Raw genomic sequence first — 18,052 nt, forward strand, 5'->3', positions numbered from 1 at the left:
ACCATGCTTCCATTCTACACTTCGGAAAACGCTTTATTTGGTTTTTAAACTAATCATTCACTTTTGTAATTAAAGTAATCAAAAAGAGGGCTTAAATATAACCGCTCATAATTTCCTCCGCCTGCGGTAAAATTCGATACTGATAAACAGGCCGTCCAATGGTGCCGTATATGGTTTCCATGGCAAGTGCCTCAATTTCCGTCAAAAAAGCAAGATACTTGCGCATAGATACTCTGGATATCCCTGCACTCTCCGCAATATCCTCGGTGGAAAATAACATCGCTTCATGCTGCCGGATACAGTTCCATATCATGGCCAGCGTGGATTTGGTTACTCCTTTGGGTAGCCGGGCCAGCTCTTTGGTCGAGCTTTTATGATAAAGCAGCCGATCCAACTCCTCCTGCGAAAGCAAGCTGCGCTCACGCACGATACTGACGTGCTCCCGATAACCCGTGAGCGCCTCCAGAAAACGGTTAAAGTGAAACGGCTTAATCAAATAATCCACCGCGCCGAAATTCATCGCTTTTTTGATATTGTTCATATCGCTTGCAGCCGAAATCACGATGACATCCACATTCACTCCTGTCTCACGAATAAAAGCCAGCAAATCAAGTCCATTGCTTTCCTGCATATACACATCCAGCAAAATCAGATCAATCGCTTGTTCTTCCAGAAATTCCTTGGCATCTTCCACGGAAGCAGCCCAGCCTCCACATCGAAAGCCCTCTACCTGCTCCGTATATTTGCGGTTAAACTCGGCAACCATCGGATCATCTTCTACAATTAAGACATTAATCATGTTCATCATTCCCCATTATGGTGTATGGAATCTTAATCTGAAAACAGCACCCTTGCTCAGCCGGAATCAGCTTTATGGTTCCTTTTAATCTTTTCACACTTTGCGTTACCAGATAAAGCCCCATTCCCCGTGACTCTCCCTTGGTCGAAAATCCCTTTTCAAATATCGCCTCTACGAGAGGTTCCGGTACACCAGGTCCGTTATCACTTACTACACATGTCAGACAGCCGTTCTTCTGATTTTCCTCATAATAAAGCGTCAAGGTAATCTGCTTGTGCTCCAGAGATTCCATCGCTTCCACGGCATTATCAAACAGATTCCCCAGTATGGTTATCAGTTCATGAATCGTTTGAGTTCGACCGGTTTCAGGCAAATAGCTGCCCGGAGTCAATTCGAAGCTCACACCAACCTCTCTGGCCCGGCTTAATTTCCCCAAAACAAAGCCCGCCATCACCGGGTCCCTAATCTGCCGGGTAATCGAGCCAATCTCCACTTGATGATGCTCAACGGCATCCAAGATGTAATGCTCCAGTTTATCGTACATTCGTAAGTGTACCATCCCCATAATGACATGCAGCTTGTTCATAAATTCGTGAGCCTGTGCACGCAACGCCTCCGTATACAGGGACACTCCTGTCAAACGTTCGGCAAGCTGGTTTACCTCCGTTTTATCCCGAAAAGTTACAATTGCTCCCACAATTCCCCCTTTGACCCGTATCGGAACACTGGTGGTAAGCAAGGTTATTCCCCCCAGCTCCATGTCCTCATCCATTCGTGGAGTGCCTGCCGCCAAAACCTCTTGTAATCGAAAAGCGGACAAATAAGCGTTAATCTCCTGCCCTGAGGACGAGATATCCTCAATTCCCGCTTGTCTGAGCAGACGAATCGCTTCCGCATTCATTAACATAACACGTCCGGATTCATCCACCGCAATGACGCCTTCCTTAATGGACTGCAGCATAGCGTTGCGTTCCTCCAGCAAGCGTGCGATTTCCGGTGGCTCCAGACCAAACAGCATATTTTTGATTTTACGGGCCAGCACAACAGCCCCTCCGGCACCAATTAACATTCCGACGCCAATGGCGATAGCAATAAGGCGGTAATTGCCTCCCTGAGCCCTCAGTACATCTTGCATGGATATACCGACGACGATCGCTCCCAACTGCTTCCCCGTCGAGCTGAATACGGGAGAAAAAGCGCGCATGGACAGGCCCAATGTTCCCTTCGCAACAGATACACTCTCATGACCATGAAGTGCAGTGTATTCATCTCCACCAGCAAAGGCTTTGCCGATCATCCTGGGATCTGGGTGTGTTTTGCGAATACCCTTCATGTCCATAACTACGATAAACTGAACATGATTAGCAGATGAAACCTTCTGCACATACTTCTGCATGGAGGAAGACGAATCAGACTGCTGCAAATGCTCAATAATAAGCGGCGTATGGGAAAGTGTACGTGCGATGGACATCGCTTTTTCCTCCAGTCCCATTTCGGTTTCATGCTCAACTCTCTCGGCAAATAACAAAGTTACAGGCAGGAGCACCAGTGCCATAACCAGACAAACCAGCAGCGTAATCAGCCCTCTGAGCTTGAATAGCGGTTTACCCCGACGCAGCTTAGGCTGTGACTTTTTGATAGAACTCACCCTTTCACGCTTCATGTTAAATCTAAATAGTCCAATATGCTTATACAAAAATGGTTATGTATGTGTTTACGTGAATTTGCATAGTTATAATCTTATACAGCTTCCTTCCACTCTTTCGTATAATAAAAAAGGGAACTACTCCGCAATTGCGGAACAGTTCCCTCCGATTCATGGTTGATGCTCCGCGAGTCTATCCTGGCTTAGTCGCCTCGGAAGGCGCGCTTCACACGGTCAAAAAAGGATTGCTCATTCTCATGTGTCTGCTCACCGCTAAGCGAAGAGAACTGACGCAGCAATTCCTTCTGTTCCTCACTCAGCTTGCTAGGCGTTACCACAACCACCTTAATGTGCTGGTCACCCTGACCTACGCCACGAAGTTTTGGTACACCCTTGCCTTTAAGACGGAAGTATGTTCCTGTTTGTGTACCAGCTGGAACTTTCAGCTTCACTTTCTCGGTCAGCGTCGGAATTTCGACTTCATCTCCCAACGCTGCCTGCGAAAACGTCAGCGGAATTTCACAGTAAATGTCGTCTCCCTCACGCTCAAAGAAGTCATGCGACTTCACACGGAAAACGACATACAGATCACCTGCCGGTCCTCCGTTGACACCGCCTTCGCCTTCACCATTGATACGCATTTGCGCGCCGTCATCCACACCCGCCGGAATGCGGATATGAATTTTACGCTGCTTGCGCACACGACCAGAACCGCTACAAGTGGTGCATTTCTCTTTGATGATTTTTCCAGTACCACCACAGTTAGAGCAGGCCCGACGATTAACCATCCGGCCAAACGGTGTATTCTGCACCACCTCTTCTTGTCCGCTACCGTGGCAGACGGAACAGGTTTGTGGTTGAGTACCCTTTTTGGCTCCGGTACCATGACACGTATCACACGTTTCCGTGCGCTCAATGTTAATGTCGGTTTCCTTGCCGAATACGGCTTCCTTGAATTCGATCGTCATTGTATATTGAAGATCATTACCACGCTGCGGTGCATTCGGGTCACGTCGACCATTGCCGCCACCGCCAAAAAACATATCAAAAATATCGCCAAATCCGCCACCAAAGTCGGCTCCACCACCGAAGCCGCCTCCCATGCCCTGATTCGGGTCTACATGACCGTATTGATCATATCTTGCCCGCTTCTGACCATCACTGAGAACGTCATAAGCCTCTTTCACTTCTTTAAATTTGGTTTCCGCGTCCGCAGCCTTGTTCACGTCCGGATGATACTGACGCGCCAGCTTACGGTAAGCCTTTTTAACATCTTCATCCGAAGCGCCCTTCGCGACGCCCAGCACCTCATAATAATCGCGCTTATCAGCCAATGTTCCACCCCCATGCCTACAACGTGTCTGCACTACATATAAAAGGAAAGTCAAAGGCACGGGATGACCCGGCTTTGACCTTCCCATCATTTCAAGGCAGTACAATCCGTAATATGCTTATTTATTCTGAAAATAACTGATACCCTTCGGCTAATCGTTATTTATCAAGGCAGCTACGCTGCTTCTTTTCATTCAGTATATTATAACGCACCGGTGTACCGTAATGCTACTACCACTACCCGATCCGTAGCTTAGTCTTTCTTCTTGTCTTCGTCAACAACTTCATAGTCCGCGTCAACCACATTATCGCGGCCTTTGCTGTCTGCTGCGCCGTCTTGAGCTTGTTGAGCCTGTGCTTCTTGAGCAGCTTGCTCATACAGCTTCACGGACAACTGCTGAACGATCTCAGTCAGCTCTTCAGTAGCCTTTTTGATGTCTTCCAGGTTGTCAGTTTCCAGCGTTTTTTGCAGATTTTCTTTAGCTGCATTCGCTTTTTCGACTTCGCCTGCATCCGCTTTTTCGCCCAGATCTTTAATCGTTTTGTCTACGGAGTAAATCAGTTGGTCCGCAGAATTTTTCGCTTCTACCAGATCTTTGCGTTTTTTATCTTCTTCCGCATGCAACTCAGCGTCTTTCATCATACGTTCTACTTCCTCGTCGCTCAAGCCGCTGGAGGATGTGATCGTAATTTTTTGGCTCTTGCCTGTACCTTTATCTGTAGCGGATACGTTCACGATACCGTTGGCATCCAGATCAAAAGTAACTTCGATTTGCGGTACACCGCGTGGTGCTGGAGGAATATCTCCCAGTTGGAAACGGCCCAGCGTTTTGTTGCCTGCTGCCATTTCACGTTCACCTTGCAATACGTGGATTTCCACGCTAGGCTGGTTGTCGGCATACGTCGAGAACACCTGCGATTTGCTCGTAGGGATCGTCGTGTTACGCTCGATCATTTTAGTGAATACGCCACCTGCGGTTTCAATACCGAGGGACAATGGAGTTACGTCGAGGAGAACGACGTCTTTCACATCACCTGTCAATACGCCTGCTTGAACTGCGGCACCCAAAGCTACCACTTCATCAGGGTTTACACCTTTATGAGGCTCTTTGCCTGTCAGTTTCTTAATGGCTTCCTGTACAGCCGGAATACGTGTGGAACCGCCGACCAGAACGATTTTATCGATGTCGCTGGCACTCATGCCTGAATCTTTCATCGCTTGACGAGTAGGTCCCAAAGTACGTTCTACCAGACCTTCAGACAATTCCTCAAATTTCGCACGAGTCAGGTTCAACTCCAAATGCTGTGGAACGCCGTCAGCTACCGTAATGAACGGCAGGGAAATCGTCGTTGTCAGTACGCCGGACAGCTCTTTTTTCGCTTTTTCCGCTGCATCTTTCAAACGTTGTACAGCTGCTTTATCTTTGCTCAGGTCGATGCCTTGATCTTTTTTGAACTCAGTTACGAGGTAATCAATAATCACTTGGTCGAAGTCATCGCCGCCCAGCTTGTTGTCGCCGCTTGTCGCTTTAACTTCGAAGAAACCGTCGCCCAGTTCCAGAATGGATACGTCAAATGTACCGCCACCCAGGTCATAAACAAGAATTGTTTGGTCTTCGGATTTTTCCATACCGTATGCCAGTGCAGCTGCTGTTGGCTCGTTGACAATACGCAGCACTTCCAGACCCGCGATTTTACCTGCATCCTTGGTTGCTTGACGTTGGCTGTCATTGAAGTAAGCTGGAACCGTGATAACGGCTTGAGTTACCGTTTGTCCTAGGTAAGCTTCAGCATCGGATTTCAGCTTTTGCAAAATCATAGCAGAAATTTCTTGTGCGGAGTATTCCTTGCCGTCAATGCTTTCTTTATAGTTTGTACCCATGTGACGCTTGATGGACATAATTGTACGATCCGGGTTCGTGATCGCTTGGCGTTTTGCTGTTTCACCTACAGTACGTTCTCCATCCTTTTTGAAACCAACAACCGAAGGGGTTGTGCGTGCGCCTTCCGGATTTGGAATTACAACGGCTTCGCCGCCCTCCATAACAGCCACACAAGAGTTGGTTGTACCTAAGTCAATACCGATTACTTTACTCATCAGACAATTCCTCCTTCTGTATATACGAGGCCCTCAGGCCGAAATTAGTTAAAGCCAATGATGTGTTGCTAATGTATATTAAAAAAGCTACATGCTCACTTTTACCATAGCCGGACGAAGCACCTTGTCCTTCAGCATGTATCCTTTTTGCACCTCTTCAACGACGATGCCTTCCTCATGCTCTTCGCTTTCCACCTGCATAATCGCCTGATGGAAATCAGGGTTAAACGGTTGACCCACCGCATTCATGGCCGTTACTCCCTCAGCCTGAAGCACGCTCTCAAACTGACGGAAGATCATCTCCACACCTTTTGTGAATGACTCAGCCTCTCCTTGCGGTGCTGTTGCCAGCGCACGCTCGAAGTTATCCAGAACAGGTACCAATTCGGTAACCAGCTTCATAGATGCATATTTGGCAAGGTCCTCTTTCTCTTTCAGCGTACGACGACGAAAATTATCGAAATCCGCCTGTGCGCGTAAAAACCGCTGTTGGTGCTCTTCCGCCTCCACGCGAAGCTTAGCCAGCTCTGTATCACTCTCTTGGGCTTCCAGTGCTGCCGCTTCGTTCACCGGCTCTTCCTGCTGGCTCGTCTCAGTGGCTTCCTCTGTGCTTACATTTTGTTGTTTTTCTTCTTGGAACGCTTGTTCTTCCTTCAAAATGTTTCACCTCCTTCAAGTCATAACTACCGTTACATTCATATTTGTATTCAAACTTGTTTGCTGCACTTTATTTCAAGTTGCTGTTACTTTGCAAAAACACGCAGCAATGCACCCGCGCAGGATACATACCATATCCCGGCGCGGAACATGTAGAACCGCAACATGTGCAGTCTTATTCTATTTAAACCGCTGCGTAAGCATTGCGGTCAAATCCTTAGACAGGATACCCAAAATATTAATAACTCTCGCATACTCCATCCGTGTGGGACCCAGTATGCCTATTGTGCCCAACGCTTCGCCATCTACCGCATACGTCGCGGTAATCAGACTGCAATTGGCAAATGCTTCATGATCATTTTCTGTGCCGATACGGACTTGAATTTCAGGCGCTCCGGCGACAGGCGTCATCAGCTTAAGCAGCGTCGGTGTTTCCTCCAGCAGATCGAGAATATGTTTGACCTTTTCAACGTCCTTAAATTCAGGCTGATTTAGCATGTTCGTCGCACCGCTCAAATACAAGCGCTGATCCGATTCATTATCCAGTGCTTTATCCAGCACCTTCATAGCGTCCTCAAAATGAGACACATGCTTCTCCATTTCCTGACCAAGTGCGGTGTAAAGACGTGATTTCAACTGATAAATCGGCACGCCGACCAGCTTGCTGTTCAACAAATTCACGACCTTCTCCATCTCGGAAATCGAAATTCCCGGCGGAATATCCACTGTCTTGTTCTCCACCTGACCGGTATTGGTCACGATAATCGCTACAGCCGTCGTTTCGTTGAGTGGCAATAGCTGAAAATGACGCAATGAAGTATGAAAAACCTCCGGCCCAAGCAGGATGGAAGTATAATTGGTCATATGGGACAAAATACCAGATGCATGCTGGATTACTTGCTCCATTGCATTCAGCTTTTCGGCGTAAAAGGCTTTTAGTTCCCGCGTTTCCATAGGCTTCAGCGTATCCAGTGGTACCAAATGGTCCACATAATAGCGGTAGCCTTTATGAGACGGGATGCGTCCCGCAGAAGTATGGGGTTGCTCCAGATAGCCCTGTTCCTCCAAATCCGACATTTCATTACGGATCGTGGCGGGGCTAAATCCGACATCCTGCCTTTTGGATATGCTGCGGGATCCCACTGGCTCAGCCGAACGAATGTAGTCATCAATAATCGCATTCAAAATGAGTCTCTGACGTTCGGTTAACAAGCGAATCCCCCCTTTTGTTTATCCATAATAGCATGATCGTTCAATGGAATCATTAGCACTCGTTCGCGATGAGTGCTAACTGATAATACAAAAATACCAAACCGACCTGATCATTGTCAAGTCAGATCCGTATTTTCAACTATATAAGCTTCTAGACGGTCAAAAGTTTCTTATCGTGCCACTACGCAGTCGGATAGTGCTTCCCATCGCCACCGCCCCCGGATTTCTTGAATAACCTTATAAGGATAGAAATCCGGGGACAAAAGCGACCGCTTCGCTTGTACAGCACCATTCCGCCTACTCCATTTTGATGTTCATTTTTCAAACTAAGCCTATAAAGCTCTAAAATATATCAATTTAAAAGTAATTATCAATATTACTTGCGTTGAAATAACCTAGTTTCAATTTACTAACTATTTGGTCTTCTGTTAAATTATTTATAACAATTTCTCTTTCGAGATTCTCCAACCAACCAATCTTCATTCGTTTCATAAAAATAGTGAACAAAAATTGAAGCAGTATTACAATAATGACCGAAGCTAAACCATCAAAAATTTGTTTCCACAATATATTATTAAAATTGTAATTTATACAAATATAAATGGTGAGTAGAAAAGTTAGTATGACTTTATACGAATTACTAAATAGAAGCCACATTAGAAATATCAACAACTGCTTAAGAAATTTATAGGCCTCCATTTTAGAACTATTTTGTTCGATTTCCATTTTGATAGCTTTTCTATCAAACTTTCTCTTCTTATTTTCTAAGAATATATAAATAGAAGCTTGCACTGCTTCAAGAAGATATCTTACACAGTATATTGTAAAGTATAAGCTGAAGAAAAAATTTACTGAATGAAAAAAAAGAAAATACCCATTAGATAATAAAAATGACGTAACCAAAATAAGCTGGTATCTCCAAAGAATTTTCAATCCTTTTACATCAGTTGATGTAATCGGGGAACTGTATCTCTTTATTTTTACTTGCCTATAAAAATTATTAAAAAAATCAAAAAATGTGGTTGCTATATTTCCGAATACCACATAACCAATTAAAACAGTATGCCAATTTTTTTGCATTGCTATGATGTCTGGATATATCCAATAAGCAAGACCTAAAACGGCTAAAAGTAAAGTCCAATTGGTAATACCACTTGAAATAATTTTTTGCCGCTCTCTTTCTTGTAGTCTGTTAACATAATCAAGCCAGTCTTTTTGTAATTTCATTCTTTCCATTGATGTTAGGCCCTTCACTTAAAATTAGCTACAAAAATAAAGCTTACCTTTTTGACTTCAACGATTGCACCTGTATCACTGAGACGAATCGCTGCAATCTCGATCCGACAAAAAAACGAACTGACCTGATATTCTCAGATCAGTTCAGCATTTTCAACACTGCAATTTCATCACAATTGTTTTGTTTACTACAGTTAATGCAATCAGTCCATACCTTTTCAGGGAAAATCTCTTTGTCTACCACATCAAACCCGTTTTTTATAAAAAAGGAGACCTCGTAGGTCAAAGCCATAATTTTAGGGATACGCTGCCGCCGTGCTTCTATAATAAGGCCCTCTACGAGCTTGGAGCCGATGCCCATACCTTTATGTCCTTCAGAAATACCAAGTGAGCGAATCTCTACCAAATCATCACCCAGTTTGCATAAAGAACCACAACCGACGACTTCGCCGTCCACTTCTGCCACAATAAACAGCTCCAGTTGGCGCATAAGAACTTCCCTTGAACGTGGGAGCATAATTCCCCGCTCCGCATAGCCGCTAATCATTTGGTATAAAGGCTCCACATCCTCAGGAACCGCACTTCTGCACAATACATCTTTACACACTGAAGCCATCTTGCTCTCCTCCTGCCGCTTGCCGCATATAATGAATAAATATACAACATTACGCATAGAATCGCAATACTTCATTTACCCTGCCGTGACAGAATGTGTTATAAAATGAATGTCCCCGCTTATGGTGTGCAAATGTACCGTTTGAAGCTACGACTTATGAATTTACGGTAATGGAACCGATGAACTCCGCAAATACATCATTTCCGAACAAAATACCACGTTCGCTCAGACGATAACCATCTTCGACTGGTTCGATCAATCCCGCATTCAGCATTTTTCCGAGTGGGGCCGTAAACGTATCCTCCAGTGACTGGCCGAATTGAGCCTCAAAGCGGGACTTCGAGACACCTTCCAGCATTCTCAAACCGACCATGAGAAAATCCTCCATCGCTTCGGCCGCTGGCACCTCAAAGCTATCCAGACGCGGCAGTCCGTTACGGGTAGCCTCCACATAAGGATTAATGCCCTTAATGTTCATATGGCGCTCTCTGCCAACATATCCGTGCGCCCCAGCGCCGAGGCCATAATAGTCCTCATTCCGCCAGTAGGTCATATTGTGCTTGCTCCCCAGACCTGGTTTCGCAAAATTGCTGATCTCGTACTGCTCATAGCCCGCCTCTTTCATGCGACGCATCAGGAGCAAATACATTTCCAGTTCGTCGTCCTCATGTGGAAGCGGAAGCTGATTTTTCTGGTACAGCGTGTGGAATAAGGTGTTCTCTTCAACCTTCAAGCTATAGATGGAGTAATGAGGAAGCCCCAGCTCCAGTGCCCGGCTGACGCTTTCATGCAGCATTTCTACGGTCTGATTCGGTAAACCGAACATCAGGTCAATCGACAGATTGTCCAATCCGACCTTACGTGCATTTTCCAGACTACGATAAACGTCATCTGTATTATGAATACGACCAATGCCCGTAAGCAATTCGTTTTGAAAAGCCTGCACGCCGAAGCTGAGCCGGTTCACGCCGCCTTCTTTCATCACGGTGAGTTTTTCAAAATCAGTTGTGCCTGGATTGGCTTCCATGGAAAACTCAATATCTTCCGACCAGTTCGGGAAGTAGGTACGGACGCTTTTCAGGAAATATTCCATTTCCTTCGGATTCAGCGTTGTTGGTGTTCCACCCCCGACAAAAATAGTTTTAATTTCACCTGGCGGGTGAAGGCGAACTGTATGCTCCATCTCACGTTCCAGTGCATACAGGTATTCCATAACAGGCTGATCCTTGAGCACGTATGAGTTGAAGTCACAGTAAAAGCATTTATTCGTGCAAAAAGGTATATGCAGATAAACCGCTTGAGGCGCGGATGAATGTTCATGTTTGTGTATGGATGCGGTCATACCGATCCTCCTTGTTAGGTGTGATGTGGTGAAAAAAAGTGCGCCGAGGTCGAGATCAACCGCTTCGCTGCTGCCCACCGTCAATCGGCCATTTTTTTACTCCGTCTCTGGATAGCTTGCTCAAATAAAGAACGTCCATTCTCCATGCACGGCAAAGGCCACATGAAAGAATGGACGAATACCGCTTGGGAACAAGCGGACCGTAGTATCTTGCGGTGCATCACAGAGTGTGTACCTAAGTTACTACGGGATCATGCTGTTGGTACTTATTCGTATTCAATTCATACTCACGTTCTGTGATGTACCAAATTGAATATGGTGCTGCTTGTATCAAGCAGCTTTACTCATCTATTTTCAGTACCGCCATAAATGCTTCCTGTGGTACTTCTACGTTACCCACTTGCTTCATGCGCTTCTTGCCCTCTTTTTGCTTTTCAAGCAGCTTCCGTTTACGGGAAATATCGCCACCGTAGCATTTGGCCAAGACGTTTTTACGCATAGCCTTAACGGTTTCACGCGCTACAACCTTCGTTCCGACAGATGCCTGGATTGGCACCTCGAACATTTGGCGTGGGATCAGCTCACGCAGCTTCTCGCAAATGATACGTCCGCGATGGTAAGCGCGATCTCTGTGAACGATGAACGACAACGCATCGACCTGTTCGCCATTCAACAGAATATCCATTTTTACCAGATTGGACTGGCGATAGCCTGAAATCTCGTAGTCGAAGGAAGCGTAGCCCTTGGTGCTAGATTTAAGCTGGTCAAAGAAATCGTACACGATTTCGGACAGCGGAATCTGGTACGTAATAGTTACCCGTGTCGTATCCAGATACTCCATGTTCACATACTCACCGCGCTTGGTCTGGCAAAGCTCCATAACCGTACCTACGTAATCATTAGGCACGATAATGCCTGCTCTTACGTAAGGCTCCTCCACATGCTCAATTCGTCCGATTTCCGGGTAATTCGACGGGTTATCGATCTGGATCGTTTCGCCATTCGTCAGCTTAATGCGGTAAATAACGCTCGGCGCTGTCGTAATCAGAGGGATGTTAAATTCGCGTTCAATCCGCTCCTGAATAACGTCCATATGAAGCAGACCGAGGAAACCACAACGGAATCCGAAGCCCAACGCGCTTGATGTTTCCGGCTCAAAGCTGAGCGAAGCATCGTTCAGTTGCAGCTTTTCAAGTGCCTCGCGCAGATCGTTATACTCGGATGTTTCGATCGGATACAGACCGCAATATACCATCGGATTAATTTTCCGATAACCTGGCATCGGTTCTGGCGTTGGATTTTTGGCATCCGTCACCGTATCCCCGACACGCGTATCGCCCACATGCTTGATACCGGCAACGATAAAACCAACATCACCGATATTCAGCTCGTCCACAATGCTCATACGTGGCATGAAGGCTCCTACCTCGATAACCTCAAACGTTTTATCGGTCGCCATCATTTTAATTTTGGAACCAGCCTTGATGCTGCCATCCACGACGCGAACATACACGATAACGCCTTTATATGGATCATAATGCGAATCGAAAATAAGCGCCTTCAGCGGATTATTCGGATTCCCTTGCGGAGCAGGCACGCTTCTGACCACCTGTTCCAAAATTTCCTTGATACCGATTCCAGCTTTGGCCGATGCGTGTACAGTCTCGCTCGTATCCAAGCCGATAACATCCTCGATTTCCTGCTTCACCCGTTCAGGATCGGCACTTGGCAAATCAATTTTGTTAAGCACCGGCAGAATCTCCAAATTGTTGTCCAACGCCAAATATACGTTAGCCAATGTCTGTGCTTCAATGCCCTGTGCCGCGTCTACAACCAGCAAGGCACCTTCGCAGGCCGCCAAGCTTCGGGAAACCTCATACGTAAAATCGACGTGTCCCGGTGTATCAATCAGATTCAAAATGTACTCTTCGCCGTCATCGGCCTTATAAGTGAGTCGCACTGCCTGGAGCTTGATTGTAATCCCGCGCTCCCGTTCCAGGTCCATCTGATCAAGCACTTGCTCCTGCATTTCACGGGATGTGAGTGCACCGGTGTATTCCAAAATCCGGTCAGCCAGCGTGGATTTACCGTGGTCTATATGTGCAATGATACTAAAGTTCCGAATTTTACGTTGTCTTGCCAAAATGTCAGTCATGCCTTACCCCCACACAATGCCTAGTGTCAATCAGCTTATTATAGCAGTTGTATAGGGGGTCAGCAATATTTCTATTCCGTTACTCCGTCAAAAACAGACACAACCCAGCGAATCCCCTGTCTTGACAGGTTTTGCAGCAGCCCGGCCGTTTTGTCCGCCATGGTATCCACCGAGGTTTGTTCTGCCTTGACAGCCAATAGTTCACGCGGTGTCTCCTGGCCCTGCAAATTGGCATCCTGTGCTGTCGAATACCATTGGCGAGTTTCTCCTGTGGCTTGGGTCTCACCTCGTTCTTGTGGATTAGCTTTGTAAGTAGCCGCTCCCGTTCCGGAGTCCATTACGACATTCCCATTTCTGTTATATGTGCGGGTATACGCACGAGCATCGGCTGCGGGTGTGTCTTCAATAACCGTCTGCTCATATCCAACAACGTTCTGCTGTACTTTGCTCTGAACCGAGTCCCCGACCCATTCAGGACCATATACAGAACGCAGTCCGGAGCCTGCCAGTTGCATGCCGAGCAGGACCCCCGCCCCCATCAGAAGTACAAATCCAAGCGCTTTTTTACGAAAATGTCCAGACATTGCATTTCCTCCTTTCCACCGCCTCAATTAATTGCCATCGTTGCTCTTTTTCGCATCGAACACGTTAGTACCCGCTTTCTGTGCTTTCTGATCCTCCCAGTACACCTCACCGATCATATCCGCCAGAACGTCAGAGGTACGTTTCAATTCTTCCTCGGTATTATCAATCCCGCCAATTTCGATCAAAATACTATGGGAGGACAAGCTCTGATTGTACTCACCGTTGTTGCCTTTACCGCCATCCTTTCCCCATATCCCACGGGAAACGCCGTGATACGACTTTTCCAGCTTCTCATGAATACGAGCGGCGAAAGCTTCATTCTTGCGCCAGTTTTTGTTGTCATGGCCGATAATAAAATACACCTTGGCATAAGAAAGTCCGTTTATCGTTGCTGTCGTTTTGCCGTGACGTTGAGAATCTCTGTGGATATCAAGCAGATAGGTTAAGCTTTTATTTCCAGCCAAAGCTTCCTTGACCGTTTCACGCGAATATTTATAGGAATAATTCCAATTGTAATTTTGAACGTTTTTGGCATAGTCCTTGTTCACATGCAAAGTAGATATCCCTTGCTTCTCCAATCTCTTTTTTACAAAATCTCCTACTCTCGACACATTGGCTGATTTAGAGCCAGAATTAGGATTGGAGCTGGTTTTACTGAGCAAAGGGTTATATGCCTCTCTCGGATGAGAATGGTAGATTAATATACGTTTGGCACCTTTGACTGCTGTATCACTCGGATCATCCTCTTGCGCAGGGTCCGTTTCTGGAGTTGTCGGAAGATCTGGCGTTGTAGAGCCATTGTTCGGTGGATTGGTAGAAGCATCCGGGCCGCCGGGAGCATCCGTCGTTCCCTGATCAGGCTGATAATCAGTAGGCGCCTCCACCTTGTTGTTCCCTGAGCCCTTACGCAACAAAACAGGCGTACCCGCAGACATACCAGGAATTTCGCGAGCTATGAGACTTTTGGGGTCCTGTGGATTAATACCTGTGAGCATTTGGAAAACAAAAGGCGACCATTGTTCACCCGACAACGAAGATTGTTGCTTCTTCTGTACCAAATGAGGTACTTCCATGCCGAGCATATCCGCAAAAAAACCGCTGGAAACCGAGCCTGCAAATCCTTTCATCGAAGACACCGGAGACGTTTGCAAACGATTTTCCGCCAGTCCTCCCAGTCCCAATACAACAAATAAAAGCGCCGAGCCCATAATAAGCAGCACAAGCGTATGTCCCATAGCCAAAATTTCAAGGCCCTTTCTTCTCCATCTTCCGACGTTCCAGGTTTGAATTTTTTTCATGTGGGTCTTGTCCTCCTTCGTCCCGTCGAAGCCCGCCTCATATTCAGAACCTATAGGTTCCAGTCAGCAGCGGAAATCTCTTATACTTCAACTCTATGAACGGAGAACAATTGCTAGAACACAAAAAAATCTCCACCCCCAGGTAAATTCCCCCCCCTTATTACAAGAGATAGGATGCCTGCTAGATAGAGAATTTTGTGTATGAAATATGCTTTTACTAACCCTCATTAATGTGTATAAGCGGCGACATTGCCGGGATCGACAGCTTCATGCAGGGCGGCGTTCAATCCGGTTGCAATAATATTCGCAATATCTTCTATAAATTCATCAATCTCCTTGGGGGTCACAATCAGATCATGTCCCAGCGGCTGAAGTACCTCTCTCACCAATCCCAGTCTCTCAGGCTCTGAAATATCATCCAGCATCCCCAGTATTGCTTTCGTAGAAGCCTTTTCCTTGGCAAAATGTGTTCTCATCAGCTCAATTACGTTATTCACGATGGTCGAAGCGTAGCATACGGTTGGAACGCCGATGGCAATACACGGGACACCCATAATATCCTTGGTGATGCCACGCCGCTTGTTACCAATACCTGAGCCCGGATGAATCCCGATATCTGCCACCTGGATAGTCGTATTGACGCGCTCCAATGAACGTGACGCCAGAGCGTCAATAGCAATAATCAGTTCTGGCTTCGTTCGATCAACGATACCCTGAACAATTTCGCTCGACTCGATCCCCGTTATGCCAAGAACTCCTGGTGCAATCGCACTCACATCCCGATAACCAGGATTGACTTGATCAGGCGTCAGTTCAAAAAATTGACGAGTCACCATCAAATTTTCAACGACAAGCGGACCTAGTGAATCGGGAGTGACATTCCAGTTGCCCAGACCTACCACAAGTACGCTTGCCTTACTGGAGATCCCTATTTTTTGTATAAATTGCTCCATCTCCTTCGCGAATGCAATGGCTACCCGTTGCTGGAGCCCCGTGTCACCTTCACGTAAGCCGGGCACTTCCAGCGTGACGTAATGCCCCTGTACCCGTCCAATACGGTTAGCACCCTCTTCATTAAGCACATCCAGACGCGTGATTTTAATACCGTTATCTTCCTCCACGTCCTCATTGATGCCCGCCAGCGGCATTGGCTGATCTCGTTCCGCCAACTCTCTTGCCTCCAGCGCCAAATCCGTACGTACCGCATACTTCTGCAAATCCAAATCCATCATTTACGCCTCCTTTTATACCATCTCAGGTTATAGTGTGCGAGACACCCGGCAGGTTTATGCACATCCATTTTCATCCTGTAATCTACCCAAGCCCGGAATGTTTTCTTATTGCAATTTGAGGTGTGGCGTGCTAAAATATTTTAAGTTGTGAAACGTTTGTGTTCATAAGTAATGCCTTTACAGGAGGTGAATGTAATGCCAAACATCAAATCCGCTATCAAACGCGTTAAAACAAACGACAAACGCCGTGCGTTGAACGCTTCTCAAAAATCCGCGCTTCGTACAGCAGTAAAAGCTGCCGATACAGCGTTGGTGAATAACGAAGCTGAAAATGCTACTGCTGCTTTCAAAGTAGCTTCCCAAAAGCTGGACAAGGCTGTAACTAAAGGTCTGATCCACAAAAATGCAGCTGCTCGCAAGAAATCCCGCTTGGCGAAAAAACTTAACGCTCTTACAGCTCAAGCGTAAGCAAGAGCTACTTTTATACGTTAATGAAAAAATCCTGACCAGCCTTGGCTGATCAGGATTTTTTAGTTCACCACGATTGGATTCTGCGTTACACTAGTTAACCTTTCATTAAACCGCTCGGCAAACGGGCCGGATTAGACCGAAGCCCCCGCGCCCATTTTCAGCAAAAACATCTCCAGCCCCAGCACCTTGTCAACAACCCCGGTTTTCATACGGTAATCCAGCTCGCCCAAGTCGTAGAGAAGCTGTCGCAACTGCTCAGGACGGAATCTCCGGGCCTGCTCGCCGGCAACTTTCACCCCATATGGATGCAAACTAAGCTGACTCGCAATTTGCTGCTGGGAATAGCTTTGACCCATCAGCTCCTTGACCTGCAACATAATACGAAACTGTCGTGTGATCAAAGCTGCAATCTTGATCGGCTCCTCTTTTTGCTTAAGCAGCTCATAAAAAATACTGAGCGCCTTATCCAGCCGCAAATTAGCCAAATCCTCGACCATCGCAAACACATTTTGTTCCGTGCTGCGAGGCACAAGTGATTCAATATCGGCTGTGGAGATGGTACCCTGCGCTCCCGCATACAGGCACAGCTTGTCTATCTCGGCAGCCAGTGATTGCAGCCCGGTCCCCGTATATTGAATGAGACTTTCAGCAGCTCCCGCCGCCAATTGGACTTCTCTTTCCGCTGCACGCTTATGAATCCATGCCACCAGATCATCTCCACCCAACGGAGTGAAGGCAATAACCGAGGCGTCACTTTTCAGCCTTTTAACAATCTTTTTCCGTTCATCAAGCTTTTCAGCCTGAACCGTAAAAATGATAATGCTATAGTCAGCCGGGTTATCCATATAAGTCAGCAGCGCTTCAATGTGGTGCTCAATCTTACCGCCGTCCTTGCCTGCCGCAAATACACTGGTGTCCCGTACAATAATCAGCTTTTTTGGCACCAAAAAAGGCGCAGTCTCGGCTTCCTCCACGACTACCTCAATCGGCGTCTCGGTCAGATCGTAGGGAATAATGGCAAAGTCACGATGCTCCTCTTCCACCACTTTTTCCTTAAGCATATCGACAAACTGCTTCATTTGATATTTTTCGCTGCCGTAAAGCAAATACACTGGCGAAATATCGCCTTTGCGAATAGCCTTAGCGGCTGTTTTTGCATCCATTCTCCGTACCCCCCATCCATTGATCGTACCCGACATCTGGTCGGAAGGCAAGTCATTATACAAACGAAAGGACCCTGCCTATAGGCAAGATCCCTTCACCACCATCTATATCAACACGGCAGCAGAAAGCTCTAGAAACTTTCGACCGTCGGGATACGACGTCGGTTCATACAATCTATTCTCTGCTTTTAAAAATGTGCCATCTTCATAG

General features: G+C 46.6%; 15 protein-coding genes. 1 reads left to right on the plus strand and 14 read right to left on the minus strand.

Annotated elements, in window-relative coordinates; genetic code table 11:
- Nucleotides 1–91: 91 nt before the first annotated feature.
- The 13 genes from dcuR to gpr form a co-directional block, all read right to left on the minus strand.
- Complete coding sequence (dcuR, locus tag QMK20_RS17150; RefSeq protein WP_283652553.1) at nucleotides 92–799, minus strand: two-component system response regulator DcuR; 708 nt, start codon at nucleotides 797–799, stop codon at nucleotides 92–94.
- A complete protein-coding gene (gene dcuS, locus QMK20_RS17155) occupies nucleotides 792–2,447 on the minus strand; it encodes a DcuS/MalK family sensor histidine kinase (RefSeq protein ID WP_283652554.1) in 1,656 nt (551 codons plus the stop codon). Before dcuS ends, dcuR begins: the two co-directional genes overlap by 8 nt.
- Nucleotides 2,448–2,647: 200 nt before the next feature.
- The gene (dnaJ, locus tag QMK20_RS17160) at nucleotides 2,648–3,778 is read right to left on the minus strand and encodes a molecular chaperone DnaJ (RefSeq protein ID WP_283652555.1); all 1,131 of its coding nucleotides are present in this window, start codon (nucleotides 3,776–3,778) and stop codon (nucleotides 2,648–2,650) included.
- A gap of 251 nt (nucleotides 3,779–4,029) precedes the next feature.
- Nucleotides 4,030–5,874: a molecular chaperone DnaK gene (gene dnaK / locus QMK20_RS17165; RefSeq protein WP_283652556.1), complete on the minus strand. Its 1,845-nt coding sequence runs from the start codon at nucleotides 5,872–5,874 to the stop codon at nucleotides 4,030–4,032.
- Between the two features lie 87 nt (nucleotides 5,875–5,961).
- Entirely contained in the window at nucleotides 5,962–6,531 is a 570-nt protein-coding gene (gene grpE / locus QMK20_RS17170; RefSeq protein ID WP_283652557.1) for a nucleotide exchange factor GrpE, read from the minus strand.
- A 180-nt stretch (nucleotides 6,532–6,711) separates the two neighbouring features.
- Entirely contained in the window at nucleotides 6,712–7,743 is a 1,032-nt protein-coding gene (hrcA, locus tag QMK20_RS17175; RefSeq protein ID WP_044645111.1) for a heat-inducible transcriptional repressor HrcA, read from the minus strand.
- 357 nt (nucleotides 7,744–8,100) lie between these two features.
- Entirely contained in the window at nucleotides 8,101–8,979 is an 879-nt protein-coding gene (locus tag QMK20_RS17180; RefSeq protein WP_283652558.1) for a hypothetical protein, read from the minus strand.
- A gap of 139 nt (nucleotides 8,980–9,118) precedes the next feature.
- Nucleotides 9,119–9,595, minus strand: a complete 477-nt coding sequence (locus QMK20_RS17185; RefSeq protein WP_283652559.1) for an N-acetyltransferase — start codon at nucleotides 9,593–9,595, stop codon at nucleotides 9,119–9,121.
- A gap of 154 nt (nucleotides 9,596–9,749) precedes the next feature.
- The gene (gene hemW, locus QMK20_RS17190) at nucleotides 9,750–10,937 is read right to left on the minus strand and encodes a radical SAM family heme chaperone HemW (RefSeq protein ID WP_014282526.1); all 1,188 of its coding nucleotides are present in this window, start codon (nucleotides 10,935–10,937) and stop codon (nucleotides 9,750–9,752) included.
- A 340-nt stretch (nucleotides 10,938–11,277) separates the two neighbouring features.
- The gene (lepA, locus tag QMK20_RS17195; RefSeq protein WP_283652560.1) at nucleotides 11,278–13,092 is read right to left on the minus strand and encodes a translation elongation factor 4; all 1,815 of its coding nucleotides are present in this window, start codon (nucleotides 13,090–13,092) and stop codon (nucleotides 11,278–11,280) included.
- Nucleotides 13,093–13,163: 71 nt separating this feature from the next.
- A complete protein-coding gene (locus QMK20_RS17200) occupies nucleotides 13,164–13,676 on the minus strand; it encodes a hypothetical protein (protein ID WP_283652561.1) in 513 nt (170 codons plus the stop codon).
- 27 nt (nucleotides 13,677–13,703) lie between these two features.
- On the minus strand, nucleotides 13,704–14,975 hold the full coding sequence (locus QMK20_RS17205) for a stage II sporulation protein P (protein WP_283652562.1): 1,272 nt from the start codon (nucleotides 14,973–14,975) through the stop codon (nucleotides 13,704–13,706).
- A gap of 227 nt (nucleotides 14,976–15,202) precedes the next feature.
- A complete protein-coding gene (gene gpr / locus QMK20_RS17210) occupies nucleotides 15,203–16,204 on the minus strand; it encodes a GPR endopeptidase (RefSeq protein ID WP_283656298.1) in 1,002 nt (333 codons plus the stop codon).
- A gap of 198 nt (nucleotides 16,205–16,402) precedes the next feature.
- Between gpr and rpsT the strand changes: the two genes are divergently transcribed.
- Nucleotides 16,403–16,675: a 30S ribosomal protein S20 gene (rpsT, locus tag QMK20_RS17215; RefSeq protein ID WP_044645117.1), complete on the plus strand. Its 273-nt coding sequence runs from the start codon at nucleotides 16,403–16,405 to the stop codon at nucleotides 16,673–16,675.
- Between the two features lie 134 nt (nucleotides 16,676–16,809).
- Here the strand turns inward: rpsT and holA are convergent, their stop codons facing one another.
- A complete protein-coding gene (gene holA, locus QMK20_RS17220; protein ID WP_134913416.1) occupies nucleotides 16,810–17,841 on the minus strand; it encodes a DNA polymerase III subunit delta in 1,032 nt (343 codons plus the stop codon).
- Nucleotides 17,842–18,052: the final 211 nt, after the last annotated feature.

The sequence above is a fragment of the Paenibacillus sp. RC334 genome (assembly GCF_030034735.1).
Classification (GTDB): Bacteria; Bacillota; Bacilli; order Paenibacillales; family Paenibacillaceae; genus Paenibacillus; species Paenibacillus terrae_A.

Coding starts and splice junctions, on each gene's coding strand:
- dcuR (WP_283652553.1), bottom strand. CDS start 799: ATGATTAATGTCTTAATTGTAGAAGATGATCCGATGGTTGCCGAGTTT.
- dnaK (WP_283652556.1), bottom strand. CDS start 5,874: ATGAGTAAAGTAATCGGTATTGACTTAGGTACAACCAACTCTTGTGTG.
- QMK20_RS17180 (WP_283652558.1), bottom strand. CDS start 8,979: ATGGAAAGAATGAAATTACAAAAAGACTGGCTTGATTATGTTAACAGA.
- QMK20_RS17185 (WP_283652559.1), bottom strand. CDS start 9,595: ATGGCTTCAGTGTGTAAAGATGTATTGTGCAGAAGTGCGGTTCCTGAG.
- hemW (WP_014282526.1), bottom strand. CDS start 10,937: ATGACCGCATCCATACACAAACATGAACATTCATCCGCGCCTCAAGCG.
- lepA (WP_283652560.1), bottom strand. CDS start 13,092: ATGACTGACATTTTGGCAAGACAACGTAAAATTCGGAACTTTAGTATC.
- QMK20_RS17200 (WP_283652561.1), bottom strand. CDS start 13,676: ATGTCTGGACATTTTCGTAAAAAAGCGCTTGGATTTGTACTTCTGATG.
- QMK20_RS17205 (WP_283652562.1), bottom strand. CDS start 14,975: ATGAAAAAAATTCAAACCTGGAACGTCGGAAGATGGAGAAGAAAGGGC.
- gpr (WP_283656298.1), bottom strand. CDS start 16,204: ATGGATTTGGATTTGCAGAAGTATGCGGTACGTACGGATTTGGCGCTG.
- rpsT (WP_044645117.1), top strand. CDS start 16,403: ATGCCAAACATCAAATCCGCTATCAAACGCGTTAAAACAAACGACAAA.
- holA (WP_134913416.1), bottom strand. CDS start 17,841: ATGGATGCAAAAACAGCCGCTAAGGCTATTCGCAAAGGCGATATTTCG.